This window comes from Oceanobacillus sp. NCCP-135, from assembly GCF_059698015.1.
Genome location: NZ_BAAKSZ010000044.1, coordinates 1 through 19831 on the forward strand (window position 1 = coordinate 1; position 19831 = coordinate 19831).

Genomic DNA, 19831 nt, shown 5'->3' on the forward strand with positions numbered 1-19831 from the left:
TTCAAAAAAATAAAACCTTTATTTTTTTGCTCGTAAAACTAGAAAAGTGGCACATCGCAAAAAGCTCAAATTAAAATGAAGTTGACAGATGAGGCAGGTTTTACGTATAATTACAAAGACTGTCGATAGGATAAGTTTTTAAATTGGATATTTCATCCTTTTCAGGAGGTGCAAGATAGATGAAAAGAACGTTTCAACCAAATAATCGTAAACGCAAAAAAGTACATGGCTTTCGCACACGCATGAGTACTAAAAACGGACGTAAAGTTTTAGCTCGTCGTCGTCGTAAAGGAAGAAAAGTATTATCTGCATAGGCCACTGAAAATCAGTGGTCTTTTTTCCTCTTACAGTGAATGTATAAAAGTTCTCGTAAAAATGATAGATCGGGTTGGGAATCTTCAACGAAAGAAGATACGACCTGGAAAGGAAAATATTTTCCTTTTTTTGAATTCGTTTTTATAAGAAATATTCGAAAATAGCTTCATATGCTGTTTTCTTACATAAATTATGGATGGACAAGTATGTAGGTGATTGCTAATAAAGGTGATAAGATGAAAAAGGAATTTCGTATTAAAAAAAATAGAGAATTTCAACACACATTTAAGCATGGGAAGTCTTTTGCAAATCGGCAGCTTGTCATATATTATGTACAAAAAGAAAACCAGGAGCATTTTCGTATAGGGCTTTCTGTTGGGAAAAAAATAGGAAATGCTGTTGTACGAAATCGAATTAAGAGATACCTGCGTCAGGCCTTTTATGAATTGGAGGATTCTATTATAGAGTCCTATGATATTGTCATAATTGCAAGACAGCCCACCAAGATGATGGGTTATAAAGAAATTAAGAAAAGTTTAGTTCATTTATTATATAAAGAACGATTACTAAAAAATAATCGTAAATAACCTAATTTATAATAGATTCTTGCACTTATTTGAGATAAAATAGCATGTAGGAAAGAACACATAGAATTTACCTATTGAAGCGACTTTTATGTTTCGGTAGTTAGGAGGAAACATTTTGCGTAAAAAGTATGTAATGCTCGTCGTCCTTATTGGATTACTGGCAATACTTTCAGGTTGCACAGAAATAAATGAACCGATCACTAAAGAGAGTGAAGGTATTTGGAATACTTACTTTGTGTACCCAGTATCTTGGTTGATCACATATTTCGCTAATTTATTTAATGAAAACTATGGTTTATCGATTGTAATCGTAACAATTATCTTTCGCTTAATATTGTTACCATTAAACGTAAAGCAATTAAAAAGTTCGAAGGCAATGCAGGATATTCAGCCAGAGCTGAAAGAAATTCAGAAAAAATACAGCTCTAAGGATGCAAATACACAGCAAAAACTGCAGCAGGAAACGATGGCTTTGTTTCAAAAACATGGGGTAAATCCACTTGCTGGGTGTTTGCCAATCTTTGTTCAAATGCCTATATTAATCGCAATGTATCATGCAATTATGCGTACTGAAGCAGTTAGTACACATAACTTTTTATGGTTTGAATTAGGGTCACCGGATTATATTTTACCATTAATTGCCGGTGCGGCTACATTCCTACAGCAGAAATTAATGATGGCAGGAAGTCCAGCAGCACAAAACCCGCAAATGATGGTAATGCTTTATGTCATGCCAATTATGATTACTGTTTTTGCATTCTTCTTCCCAGCAGCATTAGCACTTTACTGGGTAGTAGGTAATATCTTTATGGTTGCTCAAACGATTTTAATTCGTAAACCAATGATGACTACTGCGAATACGGATACTGGAGGAGACAAAAAGTGAGAGAACTAACTGCCAGCGGACAAACAGTTGAAGAAGCGGTCCAATCAGCATTAGAGCAGTTAAACACAACAAGGGACCAGGTAGAAATCGATGTAATTGATGAAGGAAAAAAGGGATTACTAGGTTTATTTGGATCCAAGCGTGCCTTTGTTAAAGTTACAATCGCCAAAAATCAAATCCAAGAAGCAGAGAAATTTATTAAAGAAGTAACAGGTAACATGAATATAGAAGTCGATATTATTACAACCATTAACGGAAATGAAGTTACTTTTGAAATGAATGGTGAAAATATCGCATTATTAATTGGTAAACGTGGTCAGACACTAAATGCTCTGCAATATTTGGTTCATCTAACGTTAAATAAAGATGGCAAACAATTTTATACGGTTACATTAGATGCAGAAGGATATCGTGGTCGAAGAAAAGAAACACTGGAAGCTTTAGCACTAAAAATGGCCGAAAAGGCAACACGGCTGAACAGGAAGGTAGCACTTGAACCAATGCCGGCATTTGAGAGAAAAATCATCCATAGTGCTCTGCAGGTACGTGGTGAGGTTTCTACCTACTCTGATGGGGTTGAACCACATCGTCATATCGTGATAAAACCATAAGGATAAAATGAATTCCCGGGAGAACCCGGGTTTTTTTATTATAATATAATAAAAAAGTATAGAATTGACTAAATTTGCCAGTATCTTCGCCGAAATCCGGTAAAGTTGAGAGAGAGGTTTATGAAGTTGAGAGAAGTGTGCATGAAGTTGAGAGACTAGCCCATGAAGTTGAGAGAAGAACCTATAATGTTGAGAGATAATTGTAAATTCCCTTGTTTTCTCTCAATTTCGCTCTAGTTTCTCTCAACTTTTACCCAATATCTCTCAACTTCTCCCCAATATCTCTTAACTTTTATCTCTAATTAGGACGATCATTTCTCCAACACTTCTTAATTACTAGCTACCGCTTTCGATCCCGTTCTTAGCGTATATTTAAGTGTATTACATTTTTTTTCAGTAATATGTGATTTCCTTGTTATTTTGGGCATGATGCTTGAAAGGAGGCTGAAGCCGTGCCCGCCGCCAATGTTTCGTAATGGAAAACAACCAAACGGGTATGACGTCCTTGTTATTAATTACGAAGGCTAAAAGCAATTGTATTTTGATGGGGCGGGCGCTGTGCAGTCCCAGTATTTTGATGGGGTGAATGAAGTACTATCCTCAGACCTTAATAAGGCTATATAAAAACGCTTATCCACACTGTGTATAAGCGTTTTTAAAATCAATTTACATTATTTTTTTGTGGATAAGTTTATTTTTGAATAAAACTATGGTATTCTATTTTGTTAGTGACGTTAAAAAATTATAATTCGTTATTAATATAGATAGAAGAAGTGTTGGAGGTGAAAGTGATGGAGCCTGATACAATTACTGCAATATCAACACCAATTGGGGAAGGTGCAATTGCAATTGTAAGATTGAGTGGTTCAGAAGCAATTTCAATTACTACGGAATTATTTCGTGGTAAAAATTTAAATGAGGCAGATTCCCATACCATTCATTATGGAAAGATAATTGATCCGGAAACAAAAGAGGTTGCTGAGGAAGTAATGGTTACCGTAATGCGTGCGCCAAAAACATTTACACGTGAAGATGTCGTAGAAATAAATTGTCATGGTGGGATGGTTGCAGTTAATCGTGTTCTGGAAATAATATTAAATAAAGGGGTTCGGCTTGCTGAGCCAGGTGAATTCACAAAACGGGCATTTCTACATGGGCGGATTGATTTATCACAGGCAGAAGCAGTCATGGACTTAATTCGTGCAAAAACGGATAAGGCTATGTCTGTTGCTCTCAAACAGATGGATGGGCGATTATCTGGATTAATTCAGCGTTTAAGGCAAGATTTATTGGAGACTGTTGCCCATGTGGAAGTAAATATTGACTATCCCGAATATGATGATGTAGAAGAAATGACCCATGAAATGATGCAGAAGAAGACGAAAGAGGTTTATAAGGAAATTGAATCACTTTTACAAGTGGCAAAACAAGGGAAAATATTACGGGAAGGACTTGCAACAGCGATTATTGGACGTCCCAATGTAGGGAAATCCTCTTTAATGAATACCCTTGTACAGGAAAATAAAGCAATCGTGACTGAAATACCTGGAACAACTCGGGATATTATTGAAGAATATGTAAATGTGCGTGGAGTTCCACTGCGCTTAGTGGATACTGCGGGTATTCGAGAAACAGAAGATATTGTCGAAAAAATTGGTGTGGAGCGTTCTAGGCAGGTGTTAAAAGAATCTGATCTTATATTATATATGTTAAATTACAATGATGTGTTAAATGAAGAAGACGTTAAGCTGTTTGAAGCAATTCAAGGATTGGAATATATTGTTGTCGTTAATAAGACGGATCTAGAACAAAAACTTGATTTAGAAAAGGTAAAGGAAATGACTGAAGGAAATCCTGTTGTAACGACTGCTTTAATTGAGGAAGAAGGCGTGGATGAGCTTGAAGCAGCGATTGCAAAAACGTTCTTCGCAGGTGAAATTGATACAGGTGATTTAACCTACGTCTCAAATGTAAGGCATATTCAATTGCTGAAGCAGTCTAAAAAGGCTCTGGAAGAAGCAATGGAAGGCATTGAACTGGGAATGCCAATGGACATTGTTCAAATCGATGTAACGAGGACATGGGAATTTTTAGGCGAAATAATTGGTGATACAGCAAGTGACAGCTTAATTGATCAGCTGTTCTCACAATTTTGCTTAGGGAAATAATATTATTTTCCTCTCTAAAACAAATTGTAACAATGAAAAATACCGTTAGCAGTAGAAATACACGAAGACTCCTTGAAAAAGAAAGTTACTTTTTGCAGCTTATGTAGTCTTCCATGTCTTACAGGGGAAGGGCATCGGTAAGACCTCTAAAGACGTGGAAAGCCATCTTCGAAAAGCGAAGTGTATTTCCATTGCGAAGGCTTAATAAAAATATAATCAGAAAGGATGAAAAACAATGACATATAGTGCTGGTCATTATGATGTAATCGTTATTGGTGCTGGTCATGCTGGTGTAGAAGCCGGGGTAGCTGCAGCAAGAATGGGAGCAAAAACGTTAATGCTCACATTAAATTTAGATATGATCGCTTTTATGCCATGTAATCCATCACTTGGTGGACCTGCTAAAGGAATCGTTGTACGTGAAGTTGATGCACTTGGTGGAGTTATGGCAAAAGTTATTGATAAAACGTATATTCAAATGCGTATGTTAAATACAGGAAAAGGGCCTGCTGTACAAGCATTACGAGCACAGGCTGATAAACCTTTATATATAAAAGAAATGAAAAACATTATCGAAAACGAAGAAAATCTAACACTTCGCCAGGGAATGGTGGATCAATTAATTGTTGAAGATGGCGTATGTAAGGGTGTTATTACAGAAACAAAAGCTGCTTATCATGCGGAAACAGTTATTATTACGACAGGAACTTTTATGCGAGGAAAAGTATTAATGGGTGATTTGGAATATGAAAGTGGCCCAAATAACCAACGTGTATCAGTAAAGCTATCAGAGCATTTAGAAGAACTTGGATTTGAGCTTGTACGATTTAAAACGGGAACGCCACCGCGTGTAAATAGTCATACAATCGATTATTCAAAAACAGAAATTCAACCAGGGGATGATAAGCTTCAAAGTTTTTCATATGAAACAACAGAATTTATTACAGACCAAATCCCTTGCTGGTTAACGTATACGAATGAATTTACCCATCAGGTCATTAACGAAAATTTACAACTTTCAGCAATGTATTCAGGTATGAAACGTGGTACAGGCCCACGATATTGCCCTTCCATTGAAGATAAAATTGTTCGTTTTAATGACAAACCACGACATCAAATTTTCCTTGAACCGGAGGGAAGAGACACAGAGGAGGTATATGTACAAGGATTGTCAACATCTTTACCTGAATTTGTTCAGCATGAAATGGTAAGAAGTGTTGAGGGTCTTGAAAATGCTGAAATAATGCGTGCAGGCTATGCGATAGAATATGATGCAATTGTTCCAACCCAGCTATGGCCAACATTGGAAACAAAAAAAATTCCAGGTCTATTTACAGCTGGCCAAATTAATGGCACTTCTGGTTATGAAGAAGCAGCCGCACAAGGAATCATGGCTGGAATCAATGCAGCGGCAAAAGTACTGGGCAAAGAGCCTGTTATTTTGGATCGTTCCCAGGCCTATATTGGTGTATTAATCGATGATCTTGTAACAAAAGGGACAAATGAGCCTTATCGTCTGTTAACATCACGAGCGGAATACCGTTTATTATTGCGTCATGATAATGCAGATCTTCGGTTAACTGAAATTGGACACGATATTGGTTTAATAACAGAGGAACGCTACAAAAAATTTGTTACGAAAAGGAATTTAGTGGAAGAAGAGAAAAAGCGTTTAAGTAAAATAACGATTAAACCGATGGAAGAAAATAATAACGTGATGAAAGAAGCTGGTGCAACTCCTTTAAAAGAGGCAATAAAAGCCTATGATTTGCTGAAGCGACCCGAGCTTTCCTATGATTTAGTTGAACGAATGATTGAATCAAACCCTACTATTTCTCCAGAAGTTAAAGAACAGGTAGGAATTCAAATCAAGTATGAAGGTTATATTAAGAAAGCAAATGAGCAAGTTGCCCGTATGTTAAAAATGGAAGATAAAAAGATTCCTGAAGATATTGATTATGATGATATTAGAGGAATTGCTACAGAAGCGAAGCAGAAGCTTAAAAAAGTACGACCACTTTCAGTAGGTCAAGCTTCCAGAATATCCGGGGTAAACCCAGCGGATGTATCTATATTGCTTGTATATATTGAACAGGGTAATATAGCAAGAATTGCCAACTAATTAAAATGCTGCAGAAGATCACCAACGCTGGTGATCTTTTGTACCATTAATAGAAAGGGAATATCATTATTATGAATCCAGAGCAATTTACCAAAGCGTTAATTGAACAAGGAATAACATTAAATGATTATCAATTGGAACAATTTTCCATATACTTTGAAACGTTAGTAGAATGGAATGAAAAAATGAACCTTACTGCCTTAACTGAAAAAGAAGATGTATATTTAAAACATTTTTATGATTCCATATCAGCAGCCTTTTATTATGATTTTACAAATGAAGTACATATATGTGATGTAGGTGCGGGGGCAGGATTTCCGAGCATCCCGCTTAAACTGTGCTTTCCCCAATTAAACATAACAATTGTTGATTCATTACAGAAGCGAATTGGATTTTTAAATCAGTTAGCGGTTAAATTAGGCTTACGTAATGTTGCATTTTATCACGACCGTGCTGAGAATTTTGGCAAAAATGTAAAATTTCGGGAGACGTTTGATATTGTAACAGCTAGAGCGGTTGCTCGGATGTCGGTATTAAGTGAATTATGTTTACCATTAGTGAAAAAGGAAGGGGTATTTATTGCAATGAAAGGTGCACATGCAAATGAGGAAATAGAAAATGCCGAAGCCGCCATTGAAATATTGGGTGGGGAAGTGGTTAACACTTTTTCATTTACATTGCCAAAAGAGGATAGTGAACGTTCGATTGTAATCCTAAGGAAGAATAGAAAAACACCAAAAAAATACCCAAGAAAAGCAGGTACTCCAAATAAAGAACCGATAGAATAATAATTCTGATAAATAGTAAGATAAAAGCTGTTTGCGAAGTCCCAGTATTTTAATGGGGCAAATGAAGTTCAGTCCCAAAGTTAAAAAAGCCTAGATAAATAATGACACCTAATTATACAGCAATATATTTTTTGTTATTCCATTCTTTTATCGCAATAAGTATGGTAATATAAGATTAGAAACTGAAATTGCCTATTAATTTCGCACAACAGTTTTATGTTGTCGCGTTTTTTCTTTTTGTCTCTTTTTCATGTTATACTAAATTTAATAATCTTTTAACCTTACAATTAATTGTTTCACGTGGAACAATGTTAATATACATAGAGAAAACCCCGTTAATCTTAAATGAAGATAGAAAACTAAGGTGGTGTCAGATGATGGTAAAGCCTTTTAATCGAATTTTTGGTTTGGGAGATAAATCAGTTTCTGAATCAGAAGAAGAAAACTATCATCCAGATGAAGTAATTCAGCTTCCTGTTAATAAAATTGAACCAAATCGATTTCAACCAAGATCTATATTTAGTGATGAAAAAATAAAAGAACTAGCTCAAACGATAAATACACATGGTATGATCCAACCAATTGTGGTTCGAAAATTGGATACAGAAGATGATAGGTATGAGCTTATTGCTGGGGAACGAAGATGGCGTGCCGTTCAAACATTGGAATGGAACAGCATTTCAGCAATTATACGTGAAATGACGGATGCAGAAGCAGCTTCGGTTGCTTTAATAGAAAATCTACAACGTGAAGAACTGACTGTAGTAGAAGAGGCAACGGCATATGCTAAACTATTAGAACTTCATTCGTTAACACAGGAAGCACTAGCTCAAAGGCTGGGTAAAAGTCAATCTTCCATTGCAAATAAGCTGCGATTATTAAAGCTGCCTGAAGAAGTCCAACAAGCTTTACTAAATAAGGTCATTACGGAAAGACATGCACGCGCATTAATAAAATTAAATGATTCTGATAAACAGAATAAAGTTTTACTCGATATTTTAGAACACGAGTTAAATGTAAAACAAACGGAAGAGCGAATTGCTAAAATGGAAAACCCCCAAAATGATTCAAAGAAAAAGCGTACAAAATTAAAAGGGTTTAATAAAGATATTCGAATAGCGATGAATACGATTCGTCAATCATTAAATATGGTTTCAGATACAGGAGTTAAAGTAGAATCTGATGAAAAAGAACTTGATGACTATTATCAAATTACTATTAAAATACCAAAAAAGAAATAATTCATCTATTTTAAATGCTAGATAAATACCCATCCATATGAGAAAAATGTTAAAGTGACTTTCTAGAGGTTAGAAATCAGAATTGAGGAAATCGGCAAAAGAGCCGATTTCATTTAACCTTTCTTACTCTTTTTAGAAAAGATGGGTATTTTCTAAAATAATATTAGACAAAAATGCAGATTTCCTTCCAAAATTATCTAAAATTCTTCAATGATATCCTAAAAACCCAAAGCAAATTAAGAATGTATAACATAAGTGAAATTAATAGTCGTTTTCATAGAATTAGTGATAAAATAGGTAGTATACGTATTATAAACATAATTTAAACTATAAAAATTGCCATTGTAATAGGCGAAAATGCAAGTTTTCTAATAGGTAGGTGTCAACATGGGAAAAATAATATCCATAGCAAATCAAAAAGGTGGTGTAGGAAAAACAACTTCATCGGTTAATTTAAGTGCATGCCTTGCTCAATTGGGTAATAAAGTATTACTTGTAGATACAGATCCGCAGGGAAATGCTACGAGTGGGGTAGGAGTAAATAAGGCGGATGTTAATAATTGTATTTATAATGTTTTAGTAGAAGATTTACCAGCTGAAGAGGTTGTTATACCTACAAACGTAAGCAACTTAGATATAATACCTGCAACTATTCAACTTGCTGGTGCAGAGATTGAATTAGTCCCGACAATTTCACGGGAAATTCGCTTAAAAAAATCATTGGAAAAGCTTAAAGATCATTATGATTATATAATTATTGATTGTCCGCCTTCTTTAGGTTTACTTACCATTAATGCATTAACATCATCAGATAGTGTTTTAATACCAGTTCAATGTGAATATTACGCACTGGAAGGTCTAAGTCAATTATTAAATACAATACGCCTGGTTCAAAAACATTTGAATCAACAATTAATGATCGAAGGTGTACTGCTTACAATGCTTGATGCACGAACAAATTTAGGGTTACAGGTGATTGAAGAGGTAAAAAAATACTTTCAAGATAAAGTCTATAAGTCTATTATTCCAAGAAATGTACGTTTGGGTGAAGCACCAAGTCATGGTCAACCAATTATTACGTATGACCCAAGATCTAAAGGTGCAGAGGTTTATCTTGAATTAGCTAAGGAAGTGATGGCCAATGGCGAAAGGGTTAGGTAAAGGTATTAATGCTCTTTTTCCTGAAATTGAAAGTCCAGAAGATGAAACAGTTCAGGAAGTTTCTATTGCTGAATGCAGGCCAAATCCTTATCAACCAAGAAAAACATTTCATGCGGATGCAATCGAGGAGTTAAAGGATTCAATTCTGGAATACGGTATTATTCAGCCATTAATCGTTCGAAAAAGTATTAAAGGATATGAAATTGTTGTAGGCGAAAGACGTTTTCGTGCAGCAAAAGAAGCTGGCCTTGAAAAAGTCCCTGCCATTATAAAAGAATTAACTGACAGTAAAATGATGGAACTTGCATTGCTGGAAAACCTACAGCGTGAGGATTTAACTCCAATCGAAGAAGCACATGCATATGCCAATCTAATGAATGAATTAAAAATAACGCAAGAGGAATTATCACAGCGTTTAGGGAAGAGTCGTTCACATATAGCCAATATTGTTCGGCTTCTCTCTTTACCGGATCAAATTATTGCATATATTAACAACGGAGAACTTTCGATGGGGCATGGACGGGCCTTGTTAGGTTTAAAAGATAAAGACAAACTTCTTCCGTTTGTTAATAAAATACGTCAGGATAAGCTGAATGTGAGACAGGTTGAACAATTAATCATTCAGCTAAATGAAAAACCAAAGCCCAAAAAGGAAACGTCCAAGAAAGATGTTTTCCTTTTGGAAAGAGAGTCTGTACTTAGAGATCGCTTAGGTACGGGAGTAACTATAAATAGAGGAAAACGAAAAGGAAAAATAGAGATTGAATTTTATACCGATGATGATTTAGAGCGTATCATTGATGTATTGGAAAAATAATAAGTGATTATTTATTAACAAAAGACTGACGACCATACTTCGTCAGTCTTTTGTTATAATAAGAGGAAAGATCAAAGGGGGATCATCAAATGATATATTTTGATCAAGCCGCATCTTCTTTTCCAAAACCTTCTGAGGTTGGCGAAGCAATGGTTCATTTTATGAATAATATAGGTGCGAATCCAGGTAGAGGAGGACATTCACTGGCCAGAGAGGCTGAAAGTATTATCAATAAAACAAGGGAAAAGGCAGCTGAATTATTTGGCTGTAGTAATCCAAAGAAGGCATTATTTTATTCAAATGCTACTATTGCACTAAATCAAGCAATGAAAGGTCTGACCTGGCAAAAGGGTGATCATATTATTGCTACATCTTTTGAACATAATTCAATTAGACGTCCATTGGAATTTCTAAAAAGGGAATATGGGGTATACGTTTCTTTTATTCCATGGAATGATGATAGCAATCATTTTATTGACTCGGTGAAAAGAGAAATGAGAAACGAAACGAAATTAATTGCTATGACACATGCTTCCAATGTTACTGGTGCAATCCTTCCAATTGATCAAATAATAAAAATAGCCAAGGATAGCAATGTATTAACATTAATAGATGCATCACAAACGGCAGGACATGAAACGTTACATATGAAAGAACAAGGAATGGATATGGTAGCTTTTCCTGGTCACAAAGGTTTGATGGGACCACAAGGTACTGGAATGCTGCTCATAGAAGGGGATATTGATTTATCTCCATTACATCATGGAGGGACAGGGAGTTATTCAGGCAATCCTGATCAGCCTGATAAGTACCCCGAAAAATTAGAAAGCGGGACATTAAATACACCAGGAATTGCAGGTCTATATGCTGCTTTAACTGCATATGAAAAACGAAAAAATCAAAATGTTCCACGTGAAACAATTTTAACAAAACAATTGGTAAAAGAACTAAAAAATATACAAGGGGTTACTTGCTATGGACCAGATGGAGATCAGCATCGGATGCCGATGGTTGCATTTAATATAGACAGGGTAGACTCACAGGAAATAGCTTTGATACTGGATTCGCACTATAATATAGCTGTTCGTGCAGGTTTGCATTGCAGTCCGCTAGCACACCATACATTAAAAACAACGGAACAAGGAATAGTGAGAGTGAGTTTAGGTATCTATAACACTAAAACGGAAATAGAAATATTTTTACAGGCGATCAAGGAAATAGCTGCAGCATACATTGAACAATAACATAATGGAGATGGCGTGATGGTATTATATGGAACATTAGTAAATGGAGCATTAATTATTGTAGGAAGCTTGCTTGGATTATTTTTCACTAAAATACCTGAGAGATATAAAGAAACGGTGATGCATGGAATAGGGCTTGCTGTATTATTAATTGGATTACAAATGGCTTTTTCAACAGAAATAATTATCGTTGTCTTATTAAGTTTATTAACAGGGGCAATAATTGGTGAGTTTATTCACCTAGAAGAAGGCCTAAATCGTTTTGGACAATGGATAGGTAGTAAGTTTACAACAACAAATGAAAACTTTAGTGTTGCCCAGGGTTTTGTAACTGCATCATTAATCTTTGTAATTGGAGCAATGTCGGTCATTGGTGCATTAGATAGCGGAATACGTGGAGATCACGAAATATTAATTACCAAAGGGGTTATTGATGGATTCGTTGCACTCGTATTAACCACAACTCTAGGTTTTGGTGTTATGTTCTCTGTTGTTCCAGTTGTGCTTTATCAAGGAGCAATCGCATTACTAGCGACACAAATTGAGAAATGGATTCCGGAGGCATTTTTGACTGGAATGATTGTAGAATTAACAGCAGTGGGAGGACTTCTAATTCTGGCAATAGGGCTTAATTTATTAAAAGTAGTGAAGATTCGTATAGGAAATCTATTACCTTCAATAGTGACTGTCGGGTTTATTTATTACATCTATCAATTAATTTAGGATCTGAGAAAAGAGCGTTTAGCATATTTCTTAAGAACTGGATTATCCTGCTAATAGAGGAGAGTCACAATGCAACAAGTAATGAAAATAACGTATGAAGGAATAATGATTCTTCTTGTAATGCTTACAATCATCACAATTTGGGCGGAGAATACATACAATTCAACAATAAATTGGATTGTATGGGCAGTGTTTTTTATAGATTTTACCATCCGATTTATTTTAACGAAGGAAAAGTGGAGGTTTATTAAACAAAACCCTTTTCTTTTAATTGCTATCATTCCATTTGATCAGTTTTTCCAAATGGCTAGAATTGTAAGGATCATTTATTTCTTTCGGATTAAAACAATTACCAAATACTATGTAACACCATATATAGAAAAATTAACCTACAGAACATTGATAATCGTTTTATCATTATTGTTCTTCGTATTATTAGCTGCATCCCTTGTTGTTTGGAATGTGGAAAGTACTGTAAACACTTTTTCCCATGCACTCGTTGCAGTATTTAGTCATTTGTTATTTTTTGGTCACCGAATATTTGCGATAGAAGATCCAATCACGATATGGATTTTAACAGGAACTTCTATAGTAGGTGTTGTATTACAAGGATTGGCATTACAGTGGGCTTTCAACAAAACAGATATACTACTTAAAGGTAGAACAAAGAAGCATTCCACATCCCGGGATGTTAAATCGGGATGATGATACTAGAAAGCACCACGCTATATCTAAATTACGCAATGCTTTTATATATTATAAAAAGAGGATGGACAAATTCAAACTTTCTGTTCTTTTTTCTGCTGTAAGACGATTGCTGGCGATGAATAATTGTATTTTAAACGCTGATCGATTGCATCTAATAAATCTGCAATTTTTTCTGCCATATCCACTACAATAGATAATCTTGTGTTTTGCAGCACAGCATACTCCATAAATCCGCTAATATTTACTACGCCGGTAATATGAATATTTCCAATTGATGGCAGAGGCTTGTTTAAGGCGGCTCCAGGCTTTAATGATCCAACTCCTGCAATTAGGTGTTCTACAGAAGTAGCTTTACCGAGACATGCATCTATGGCAATAATAAACGGGTTTCTATGGTTTGATTTAATTTCATTCGCATATTCTGTTAAATTCGTTGCATGCACTGGTTTATGTAAGGTGCCATAAACTGTTATATGCTTTGGTTTCATTTCCGAAAAGAGTGTTCCGGTTAATGGACCAAGCGCATCTCCAGTTGAACGATCCGTTCCAATACAGACAACTACATATTCACGAGGGAGATCTGGCAGCCATGAAATAATTTTTTCACTCATTGTTGGAATTAAAGCAGCATCTGTATGTAACATCCGAAGGTCTTCATTTATTGGACTAAAACGTTTCTTTAGATTCATAGCTTATCCTCCACAAACATATTGGTATAGTATACGGATATTTTTATCGTTCTATACATAGATTCTAAAAATATTGGAGGAAAAGCGATGGTGCGTGCAGGTCTAAAATGGATGTTTTTAATAATTGGCACAACAATTGGAGCAGGGTATGCCTCTGGCAGAGAATTATGGCAGTTTTTTGGGCATGAAAGTGGACTGGCTATTGTTCTGTTTGTCCTGTTTTTTTCGATAGCTAGTATTGTGATAATGAATGTAAGCTATAAGAGAAAATCAACACATTATCTTCCTGTATTACGTGAAATTGTAGGGAATAGACTTACGAAAATTTACGATCTAATGATATTTTTATATTTGTTTACCACTACGGTTGTGATGATTGCGGGTAGTGGGGCAACAGGACAGGCGTTTAATTTCTCCTACTGGTGGGGAATAGTAATTATAGTCCTTGCGCTCATTGTTTTATTCATGAAGGATATTAATGGTCTTTTATCTATAAATCAATTCATTCTGCCGCTTTTACTTGGTGGTCTTTTGTATATTTTATTATTATTTACGCTGGATCAGGAACTGGCATTGTTTTCACATTGGCATGAACAGAGAAACTGGACGGCAGCTTTTCCATTTACAGCATTAAATATACTCCCATTAATAGCTGTTTTAGGAGCAATCGGTAATAAAGTCAAATCAAAACAGGAGATATGGATTGCCTGTATTGGTAGTGGAGCTATTTTGGGTATTATCTCATATATATACAATAATAGTTTAATACAAATTGCTGATGAGATATTATTATATGAGATTCCTCTATTTGCAATTTTAAAAGGGTATCCATTTGAAATGCTTGTTTTTATGAGTGTTTTACTTTGGTTTGCAATTTTCACAACAGCAGCAGCAGGAATCCTGGGAATTGTAACAAGAATGAAGGACTTTTTTAATCTGCCGTTATGGTTGATAGTTGTATTAATCTTAGCTACAATGGTTCCTTTAACAACACTTGGATTTTCTACATTAATCAGTTATATTTATCCGATCTACGGGATACTGAATCTATATGTATTAACCAGATTATTATTATTTCCTATTTGGAGTAATATGGAAAAAGCCGAGTAAACATATCCATTCTTTAAAAGGTAAAAATAATATTGTAAACTATTCATACTAACTATATATAGCATATGAAGTGGAGGTTTTGTAAAATGGATACATTCAATAAACAATTGGAATCACTGTGGAATTATATTACTGGGCCAGAGCTTTGGCTAACAGTTGGAACAGGTATCTTAAGAATAATAATTATAGTAGTTTTAGCAGTTACTATTGTAAAGGTCAGTAGAAATGTTGTTAATCGACTTTTCAAAAGCAGAGAAAAGGGTCCCATTCGAATTACGGAACGGCGAGAAAACACGCTTAAAAAGTTAATCAAAAGTGTTGTCGCATATGTTGTTTATTTTATTGCCTTTATCATGATTCTGGATAATGTGCTAGGTTTTGAAATTGGTCCCCTGTTAGCAGGTGCCGGTGTTGCTGGACTAGCGATTGGTTTCGGTGCACAAAATCTGGTTCGAGATATTATTTCAGGATTCTTCATTATCTTTGAGGATCAGTTTTCTGTCGGTGATTATGTAGCGGTTGCCGGAATAGAAGGGACAGTGGAGGAAATAGGTCTTCGTACTACGAAGGTATTGAGCTGGACAGGTGAAATGAATGTCCTACCAAACGGAAATGTAACACAGGTAACTAATTATTCTGTTCATAATGGCCTTTCCATTGTGGATATTAATATACCATATGAAAGCAATGTTTATGATGCTGAGAAAATAATTAATGAAGTAGCAGCCACCTTACCCGAAAAATATGATTTTATCATAGGTACTCCAGAGATTATTGGTGTTCAAAATCTGGATGTATCACATTTTGTTATTCGTGTGATAGCTGATACACATCCTGGTTTCCAATGGGCAGGTGAAAGGAATATCCGTAAAGAAATGCAGGATAAACTATATAAAGCAGGTATTGAAATTCCTGCACCGCGTATTGTAATGTACTCCAAGGGTGAAAAGGAAAACTTTTTAGCAAATAATCGAGAGCGTGAAGAGTGAATTTGCTTTATAATGGAAGAAAAAAGGAGATCACCAAATGGCAGAAAAGGAATTTGGATTGAATGATGTTGTACAGATGAAAAAACCACATCCGTGTGGGGAAAACCAATGGAAGATTATTCGTATGGGAATGGATATACGAATAAAGTGCTTAGGCTGTGATCATAGTGTTATGATTCCGCGTAGAGATTTTACGAAAAAGATGAAAAAGGTACTGAAAAAAAGTGAAGAATAAAGAAATTAAAAAATTGGATCTTTCATAAAGTACGGGGAAATTAATAGTTTTGTTTCTTTAAAAACACATTATACCGGTTCCGAATAAACCAACCTTCCCCGCAAAATGTGATTGAATAAAAAAATTAAAATTAGTTAAAATTGACTAGACTGCTTGTAAAATAGTAAAATAGAGGTAGTAATAATTAGAAAAAGATAAAATAATAGGGTAAGAAGCAAAAATAGGTATACTTCGGTTGCCTATTTTTGCTTTTTGCTTGCTTGTCATTTTATTTTTTAGTATCTATAATTAGGTTACTGAGTTCATATGAGTGGAATCCTTAAGGAGTTGAAAGTTGCATGGCTTTGACAGCAGGAATTGTCGGACTTCCCAATGTAGGAAAATCTACACTTTTTAATGCAATCACACAGGCAGGAGCAGAGGCGGCAAATTATCCGTTTGCTACGATTGATCCGAATGTTGGAATTGTGGAAGTACCCGATGATCGCTTAAATAAATTAACGGAATTAGTTAGACCGAAAAAAACAGTGCCAACAGCATTTGAGTTTACAGATATTGCAGGTATTGTGAAAGGTGCAAGTAAAGGAGAGGGGCTTGGTAATCAATTTTTATCCCATATTCGTCAGGTTGATGCGATTTGTCAGGTTGTTCGTTGTTTTGCAGATGATAATATCACACATGTATCCGGCAAAATTGATCCCATTGATGATATTGAAATCATTAATTTGGAGCTTATTTTAGCTGATTTGGAAACAGTGAATAAACGTTTTCAACGTGTTGAAAAACTGGCTAGACAAAAGGATAAGGCCGCTGTAGCTGAATATGAGGTGCTTGTTAAAGTGAAAAACGGGCTAGAAGAGGAAAATCCAGCAAGAGCTTTGGAATTTACAGAAGAACAATTGAAAATAGTTAAGGGTCTTCACTTGTTAACAAGCAAGCCAACATTATATGTAGCTAATGTAAGTGAGGAGGAAATAGCAGATCCGGATTCAAATGAAAATGTTCAAAAAGTAAAAGAATATGCAGCAAATGAAAATGCAGAAGTAATTGTAGTTTGTGCAAAAATTGAAGAAGAAATAGCAGAGCTGGAACAAGAGGAAAAAGCAATGTATCTGGAAGAGCTTGGCATTACGGAATCTGGCTTGGATAAGCTTATTAAGGCTTCTTACAACTTGCTGGGCTTGGCCACATATTTTACTGCAGGTGAGCAGGAAGTGCGAGCGTGGACTTTCCGTAAAGGGATTAAAGCACCACAGGCAGCAGGAATTATTCATACCGATTTTGAAAAAGGCTTTATCCGTGCAGAAACTGTTTCCTATGATGACCTCGTAGAAGCAGGAGCAATGGCAGGGGCAAGAGAAAAAGGTAGAGTTCGTTTGGAAGGTAAGGAATATATTGTAAAGGATGGCGATGTGATACATTTTCGGTTTAATGTTTAGAAGCTGGCTGGTTTATAAAAAATTGACGGGCGATTGCTCAAGAGGCAGCACAAAAGCAACAACTTATATGAAACAACGTTCAGGTAGAAAAACGTAAAAAAGGATCTCTCGAAAGCTTGTTTTTTAAAAAAAGATTTGGTATAATACACTATTGTGAGTAATGTAACTATAGATTACTCCTTGCTCTATTAACCAAATAGGGCCGCTAAGACCAAAAGGAGGTGTAACGGATGAGAAAATACGAAATCATGTATATCATCCGCCCAGATATTGAAGAGGAAGCTCAAAACAATTTAGTTGAGCGTTTCAACAAGATTTTAACTGATAATGGGGCGGAGATTGAAAAAGTTGATCGAAAAGGCAAGAAACGTCTTGCTTATGAAATCAATGACTACCGTGATGGATATTATGTAATCATTAACTTCAGCGGTGATGAAAGATCAGTAAATGAATTTGATCGCCTTGCTAAGTTCTCTGATGATATTATTCGCCATATCGCTGTTCGAGAAGATGATCAATAAGATCTTATAATAAGGAGTGGTTCTGATGTTAAATCGTGTCGTACTTGTAGGCAGGTTAACGAAGGATCCTGATTTACGTTATACGCCAAACGGAGTTGCAGTAGCCAACTTTACGATCGCAGTCAATCGACCTTTTTCCAATCAGCAGGGGGAGCGTGAAGCTGATTTTGTTAACTGTGTTGTTTGGCGCAGACATGCCGAAAATCTTGCCAACTACATGAAAAAAGGAAGCATGATTGGTGTAGATGGGCGTGTTCAAACACGAAGATTTGAAGGGCAGGATGGAAAGACTGTATTTGTTACAGAGATTCTTGCAGAAAGTATACAATTTTTGGAATCAAAGTCTCAGGGAGGACAACAGTCATCAGGATTCCAGCAAAACAGAAATCAGAACCAATTTCAAAATCAAAATCAGTTTCAGCAAAACCCGAATCAACAAAATCAACAAAATCAAAACCAGAATCAAAACCAAAATCAGAATCAAAATCAAGAGGATCCATTTAAAAATAATGGAGAGCCTATCGATATATCAGACGATGATTTACCATTTTGACCAGCGTTCACTGTGTAAGTGGTTAAGATGTGTAGAAAACCTTGGTATATCAAGGTTAATTGATGATTTAAACTGTGTAAAAATTATGTGTGTATAAGCGTATGTCAAAAAGATTATACGTAGTGTGTAAAATGTGTAAAAAAGTGTGTAAATAAAGAAGGATTTTTGTTAAACACCATCGAATCTATTATATAAGTGGAAAAGTTCTACATAGTGTGTGTGGAGAACTTGCATAGGTGATAATCTATGTATTCACTTAGGTAATAGGATTGGTGGTGTTTTTTTATGCATTCGTATTCATTGGAAAAAACTATAAGGGAAAATGGTCAGTATTCAGTTGTGTTAGTAGATGAGGACTTAAACATAGTGGAAGAAGTTGCTTTATTCTTACGTTACCTTGAGAGTAAGGGAAGAACATTAAACACGGTAGAAAGCTATTGTAGGGATTTGAAGGAGTATTTTACTTGGCTTTCCAAGAAGGAATTGAAATTTTATGAAGTGAATAAGCGAAGTATGATTTCGTTTATTGACTTCATTAAATCCGAGGAAGTTGGAAAGAAAGAAGAAAAGTCAGGAAGAACAATAAATAAGTACCTTGCAACTGTTGCTTCATTTTATAATTATTATGAAGGTGTTGGGGGATACATTGATGATAATCCTGTAACAGTAAAAGAAAAGTCACAAAAGAATAAATACTATGTGCATACAGTTAATAAAGGTAGTCTAAATATAAACTTCTTTAGGCAAAAAGAAGAGAAATCAAAGAATACAAAGAGATTATTTCGTAATCAAATTGATTTACTTTATGAAGGGTTTGATAATTTATCTAACGATATTGAAATAGTTGCTAGAAATAACCCGAGTTTGGTGGTAATTATTGCCAATTATTGACATATCAAGGGTCAGAGGCATGTAAAAAAGAGC

Annotated in this window: 21 protein-coding genes; 20 read left to right on the forward strand and 1 reads right to left on the reverse strand. The window is 35.3% G+C overall.

Translation table 11 applies throughout. From position 1 onward, the window contains the following. Positions 1–179 precede the first annotated feature (179 nt). The 13 genes from rpmH to AC6HVZ_RS18345 all read left to right on the forward strand — a co-directional run bounded on the left by rpmH (position 180) and on the right by AC6HVZ_RS18345 (position 13368). The gene (gene rpmH, locus AC6HVZ_RS18285; RefSeq protein ID WP_019377820.1) at positions 180–314 is read left to right on the forward strand and encodes a 50S ribosomal protein L34; all 135 of its coding nucleotides are present in this window, start codon (positions 180–182) and stop codon (positions 312–314) included. Positions 315–551: 237 nt separating this feature from the next. Continuing rightward, positions 552–902: a ribonuclease P protein component gene (gene rnpA, locus AC6HVZ_RS18290; RefSeq protein WP_497559567.1), complete on the forward strand. Its 351-nt coding sequence runs from the start codon at positions 552–554 to the stop codon at positions 900–902. A 115-nt stretch (positions 903–1017) separates the two neighbouring features. Then, positions 1018–1788, forward strand: coding sequence for a YidC family membrane integrase SpoIIIJ (gene spoIIIJ, locus AC6HVZ_RS18295; protein WP_497559568.1), 771 nt, complete (start codon positions 1018–1020; stop codon positions 1786–1788). After that, positions 1785–2399, forward strand: coding sequence for an RNA-binding cell elongation regulator Jag/EloR (jag, locus tag AC6HVZ_RS18300; protein WP_497559569.1), 615 nt, complete (start codon positions 1785–1787; stop codon positions 2397–2399). Before spoIIIJ ends, jag begins: the two co-directional genes overlap by 4 nt. 791 nt (positions 2400–3190) lie before the next feature. Next, positions 3191–4567, forward strand: coding sequence for a tRNA uridine-5-carboxymethylaminomethyl(34) synthesis GTPase MnmE (gene mnmE, locus AC6HVZ_RS18305; protein WP_497559570.1), 1377 nt, complete (start codon positions 3191–3193; stop codon positions 4565–4567). Between the two features lie 235 nt (positions 4568–4802). Beyond that, positions 4803–6689 carry a tRNA uridine-5-carboxymethylaminomethyl(34) synthesis enzyme MnmG gene (gene mnmG / locus AC6HVZ_RS18310; protein ID WP_497559571.1) on the forward strand — a complete coding sequence of 629 codons (1887 nt, stop codon included), beginning with the start codon at positions 4803–4805 and terminating at the stop codon, positions 6687–6689. 71 nt (positions 6690–6760) lie between these two features. Then, positions 6761–7477, forward strand: a complete 717-nt coding sequence (gene rsmG, locus AC6HVZ_RS18315; protein WP_497559572.1) for a 16S rRNA (guanine(527)-N(7))-methyltransferase RsmG — start codon at positions 6761–6763, stop codon at positions 7475–7477. A gap of 377 nt (positions 7478–7854) precedes the next feature. Next, positions 7855–8718 (forward strand): nucleoid occlusion protein, encoded by an 864-nt coding sequence (noc, locus tag AC6HVZ_RS18320; RefSeq protein WP_497559586.1) that lies wholly within the window; start codon positions 7855–7857, stop codon positions 8716–8718. Between the two features lie 387 nt (positions 8719–9105). Then, positions 9106–9879, forward strand: a complete 774-nt coding sequence (locus AC6HVZ_RS18325; RefSeq protein WP_497559573.1) for a ParA family protein — start codon at positions 9106–9108, stop codon at positions 9877–9879. After that, the gene (locus AC6HVZ_RS18330; RefSeq protein WP_497559574.1) at positions 9860–10696 is read left to right on the forward strand and encodes a ParB/RepB/Spo0J family partition protein; all 837 of its coding nucleotides are present in this window, start codon (positions 9860–9862) and stop codon (positions 10694–10696) included. Before AC6HVZ_RS18325 ends, AC6HVZ_RS18330 begins: the two co-directional genes overlap by 20 nt. Positions 10697–10785: 89 nt before the next feature. After that, entirely contained in the window at positions 10786–11940 is a 1155-nt protein-coding gene (locus AC6HVZ_RS18335) for an aminotransferase class V-fold PLP-dependent enzyme (protein ID WP_497559575.1), read from the forward strand. A gap of 18 nt (positions 11941–11958) precedes the next feature. After that, a complete protein-coding gene (locus AC6HVZ_RS18340) occupies positions 11959–12663 on the forward strand; it encodes a DUF554 domain-containing protein (RefSeq protein WP_497559576.1) in 705 nt (234 codons plus the stop codon). 69 nt (positions 12664–12732) lie between these two features. Next, on the forward strand, positions 12733–13368 hold the full coding sequence (locus AC6HVZ_RS18345) for a transporter (RefSeq protein WP_497559577.1): 636 nt from the start codon (positions 12733–12735) through the stop codon (positions 13366–13368). A gap of 74 nt (positions 13369–13442) precedes the next feature. Here AC6HVZ_RS18345 and yyaC read toward each other — a convergent pair whose 3' ends face one another. Beyond that, positions 13443–14060 (reverse strand): spore protease YyaC, encoded by a 618-nt coding sequence (yyaC, locus tag AC6HVZ_RS18350; protein WP_497559578.1) that lies wholly within the window; start codon positions 14058–14060, stop codon positions 13443–13445. A gap of 87 nt (positions 14061–14147) precedes the next feature. Between yyaC and AC6HVZ_RS18355 the strand changes: the two genes are divergently transcribed. The 7 genes from AC6HVZ_RS18355 to AC6HVZ_RS18385 all read left to right on the forward strand — a co-directional run bounded on the left by AC6HVZ_RS18355 (position 14148) and on the right by AC6HVZ_RS18385 (position 19798). After that, positions 14148–15170: a YkvI family membrane protein gene (locus AC6HVZ_RS18355; RefSeq protein ID WP_497559579.1), complete on the forward strand. Its 1023-nt coding sequence runs from the start codon at positions 14148–14150 to the stop codon at positions 15168–15170. 86 nt (positions 15171–15256) lie between these two features. After that, a complete protein-coding gene (locus tag AC6HVZ_RS18360; RefSeq protein ID WP_497559580.1) occupies positions 15257–16159 on the forward strand; it encodes a mechanosensitive ion channel family protein in 903 nt (300 codons plus the stop codon). A gap of 37 nt (positions 16160–16196) precedes the next feature. Further along, positions 16197–16394: a DUF951 domain-containing protein gene (locus AC6HVZ_RS18365; RefSeq protein WP_497559581.1), complete on the forward strand. Its 198-nt coding sequence runs from the start codon at positions 16197–16199 to the stop codon at positions 16392–16394. A gap of 338 nt (positions 16395–16732) precedes the next feature. Beyond that, positions 16733–17833: a redox-regulated ATPase YchF gene (gene ychF / locus AC6HVZ_RS18370; RefSeq protein WP_497559582.1), complete on the forward strand. Its 1101-nt coding sequence runs from the start codon at positions 16733–16735 to the stop codon at positions 17831–17833. 230 nt (positions 17834–18063) lie between these two features. Then, entirely contained in the window at positions 18064–18354 is a 291-nt protein-coding gene (gene rpsF / locus AC6HVZ_RS18375) for a 30S ribosomal protein S6 (protein ID WP_497559583.1), read from the forward strand. Between the two features lie 25 nt (positions 18355–18379). Continuing rightward, positions 18380–18907: a single-stranded DNA-binding protein gene (gene ssb / locus AC6HVZ_RS18380; RefSeq protein WP_497559584.1), complete on the forward strand. Its 528-nt coding sequence runs from the start codon at positions 18380–18382 to the stop codon at positions 18905–18907. Between the two features lie 285 nt (positions 18908–19192). Further along, positions 19193–19798, forward strand: a complete 606-nt coding sequence (locus AC6HVZ_RS18385) for a site-specific integrase (protein WP_497559585.1) — start codon at positions 19193–19195, stop codon at positions 19796–19798. The last annotated feature ends 33 nt before the right edge of the window (positions 19799–19831 follow it).

Excerpts from the sequence above, each read along its gene's own strand:
- rpmH (WP_019377820.1), top strand. The coding sequence starts at position 180 with ATGAAAAGAACGTTTCAACCAAATAATCGTAAACGCAAAAAAGTACAT.
- rnpA (WP_497559567.1), top strand. The coding sequence starts at position 552 with ATGAAAAAGGAATTTCGTATTAAAAAAAATAGAGAATTTCAACACACA.
- mnmE (WP_497559570.1), top strand. The coding sequence starts at position 3,191 with ATGGAGCCTGATACAATTACTGCAATATCAACACCAATTGGGGAAGGT.
- mnmG (WP_497559571.1), top strand. The coding sequence starts at position 4,803 with ATGACATATAGTGCTGGTCATTATGATGTAATCGTTATTGGTGCTGGT.
- rsmG (WP_497559572.1), top strand. The coding sequence starts at position 6,761 with ATGAATCCAGAGCAATTTACCAAAGCGTTAATTGAACAAGGAATAACA.
- noc (WP_497559586.1), top strand. The coding sequence starts at position 7,855 with ATGGTAAAGCCTTTTAATCGAATTTTTGGTTTGGGAGATAAATCAGTT.
- AC6HVZ_RS18325 (WP_497559573.1), top strand. The coding sequence starts at position 9,106 with ATGGGAAAAATAATATCCATAGCAAATCAAAAAGGTGGTGTAGGAAAA.
- AC6HVZ_RS18330 (WP_497559574.1), top strand. The coding sequence starts at position 9,860 with ATGGCGAAAGGGTTAGGTAAAGGTATTAATGCTCTTTTTCCTGAAATT.
- AC6HVZ_RS18335 (WP_497559575.1), top strand. The coding sequence starts at position 10,786 with ATGATATATTTTGATCAAGCCGCATCTTCTTTTCCAAAACCTTCTGAG.
- AC6HVZ_RS18340 (WP_497559576.1), top strand. The coding sequence starts at position 11,959 with ATGGTATTATATGGAACATTAGTAAATGGAGCATTAATTATTGTAGGA.
- AC6HVZ_RS18345 (WP_497559577.1), top strand. The coding sequence starts at position 12,733 with ATGCAACAAGTAATGAAAATAACGTATGAAGGAATAATGATTCTTCTT.
- yyaC (WP_497559578.1), bottom strand. The coding sequence starts at position 14,060 with ATGAATCTAAAGAAACGTTTTAGTCCAATAAATGAAGACCTTCGGATG.
- AC6HVZ_RS18355 (WP_497559579.1), top strand. The coding sequence starts at position 14,148 with ATGGTGCGTGCAGGTCTAAAATGGATGTTTTTAATAATTGGCACAACA.
- AC6HVZ_RS18360 (WP_497559580.1), top strand. The coding sequence starts at position 15,257 with ATGGATACATTCAATAAACAATTGGAATCACTGTGGAATTATATTACT.
- AC6HVZ_RS18365 (WP_497559581.1), top strand. The coding sequence starts at position 16,197 with ATGGCAGAAAAGGAATTTGGATTGAATGATGTTGTACAGATGAAAAAA.
- ychF (WP_497559582.1), top strand. The coding sequence starts at position 16,733 with ATGGCTTTGACAGCAGGAATTGTCGGACTTCCCAATGTAGGAAAATCT.
- rpsF (WP_497559583.1), top strand. The coding sequence starts at position 18,064 with ATGAGAAAATACGAAATCATGTATATCATCCGCCCAGATATTGAAGAG.
- ssb (WP_497559584.1), top strand. The coding sequence starts at position 18,380 with ATGTTAAATCGTGTCGTACTTGTAGGCAGGTTAACGAAGGATCCTGAT.
- AC6HVZ_RS18385 (WP_497559585.1), top strand. The coding sequence starts at position 19,193 with ATGCATTCGTATTCATTGGAAAAAACTATAAGGGAAAATGGTCAGTAT.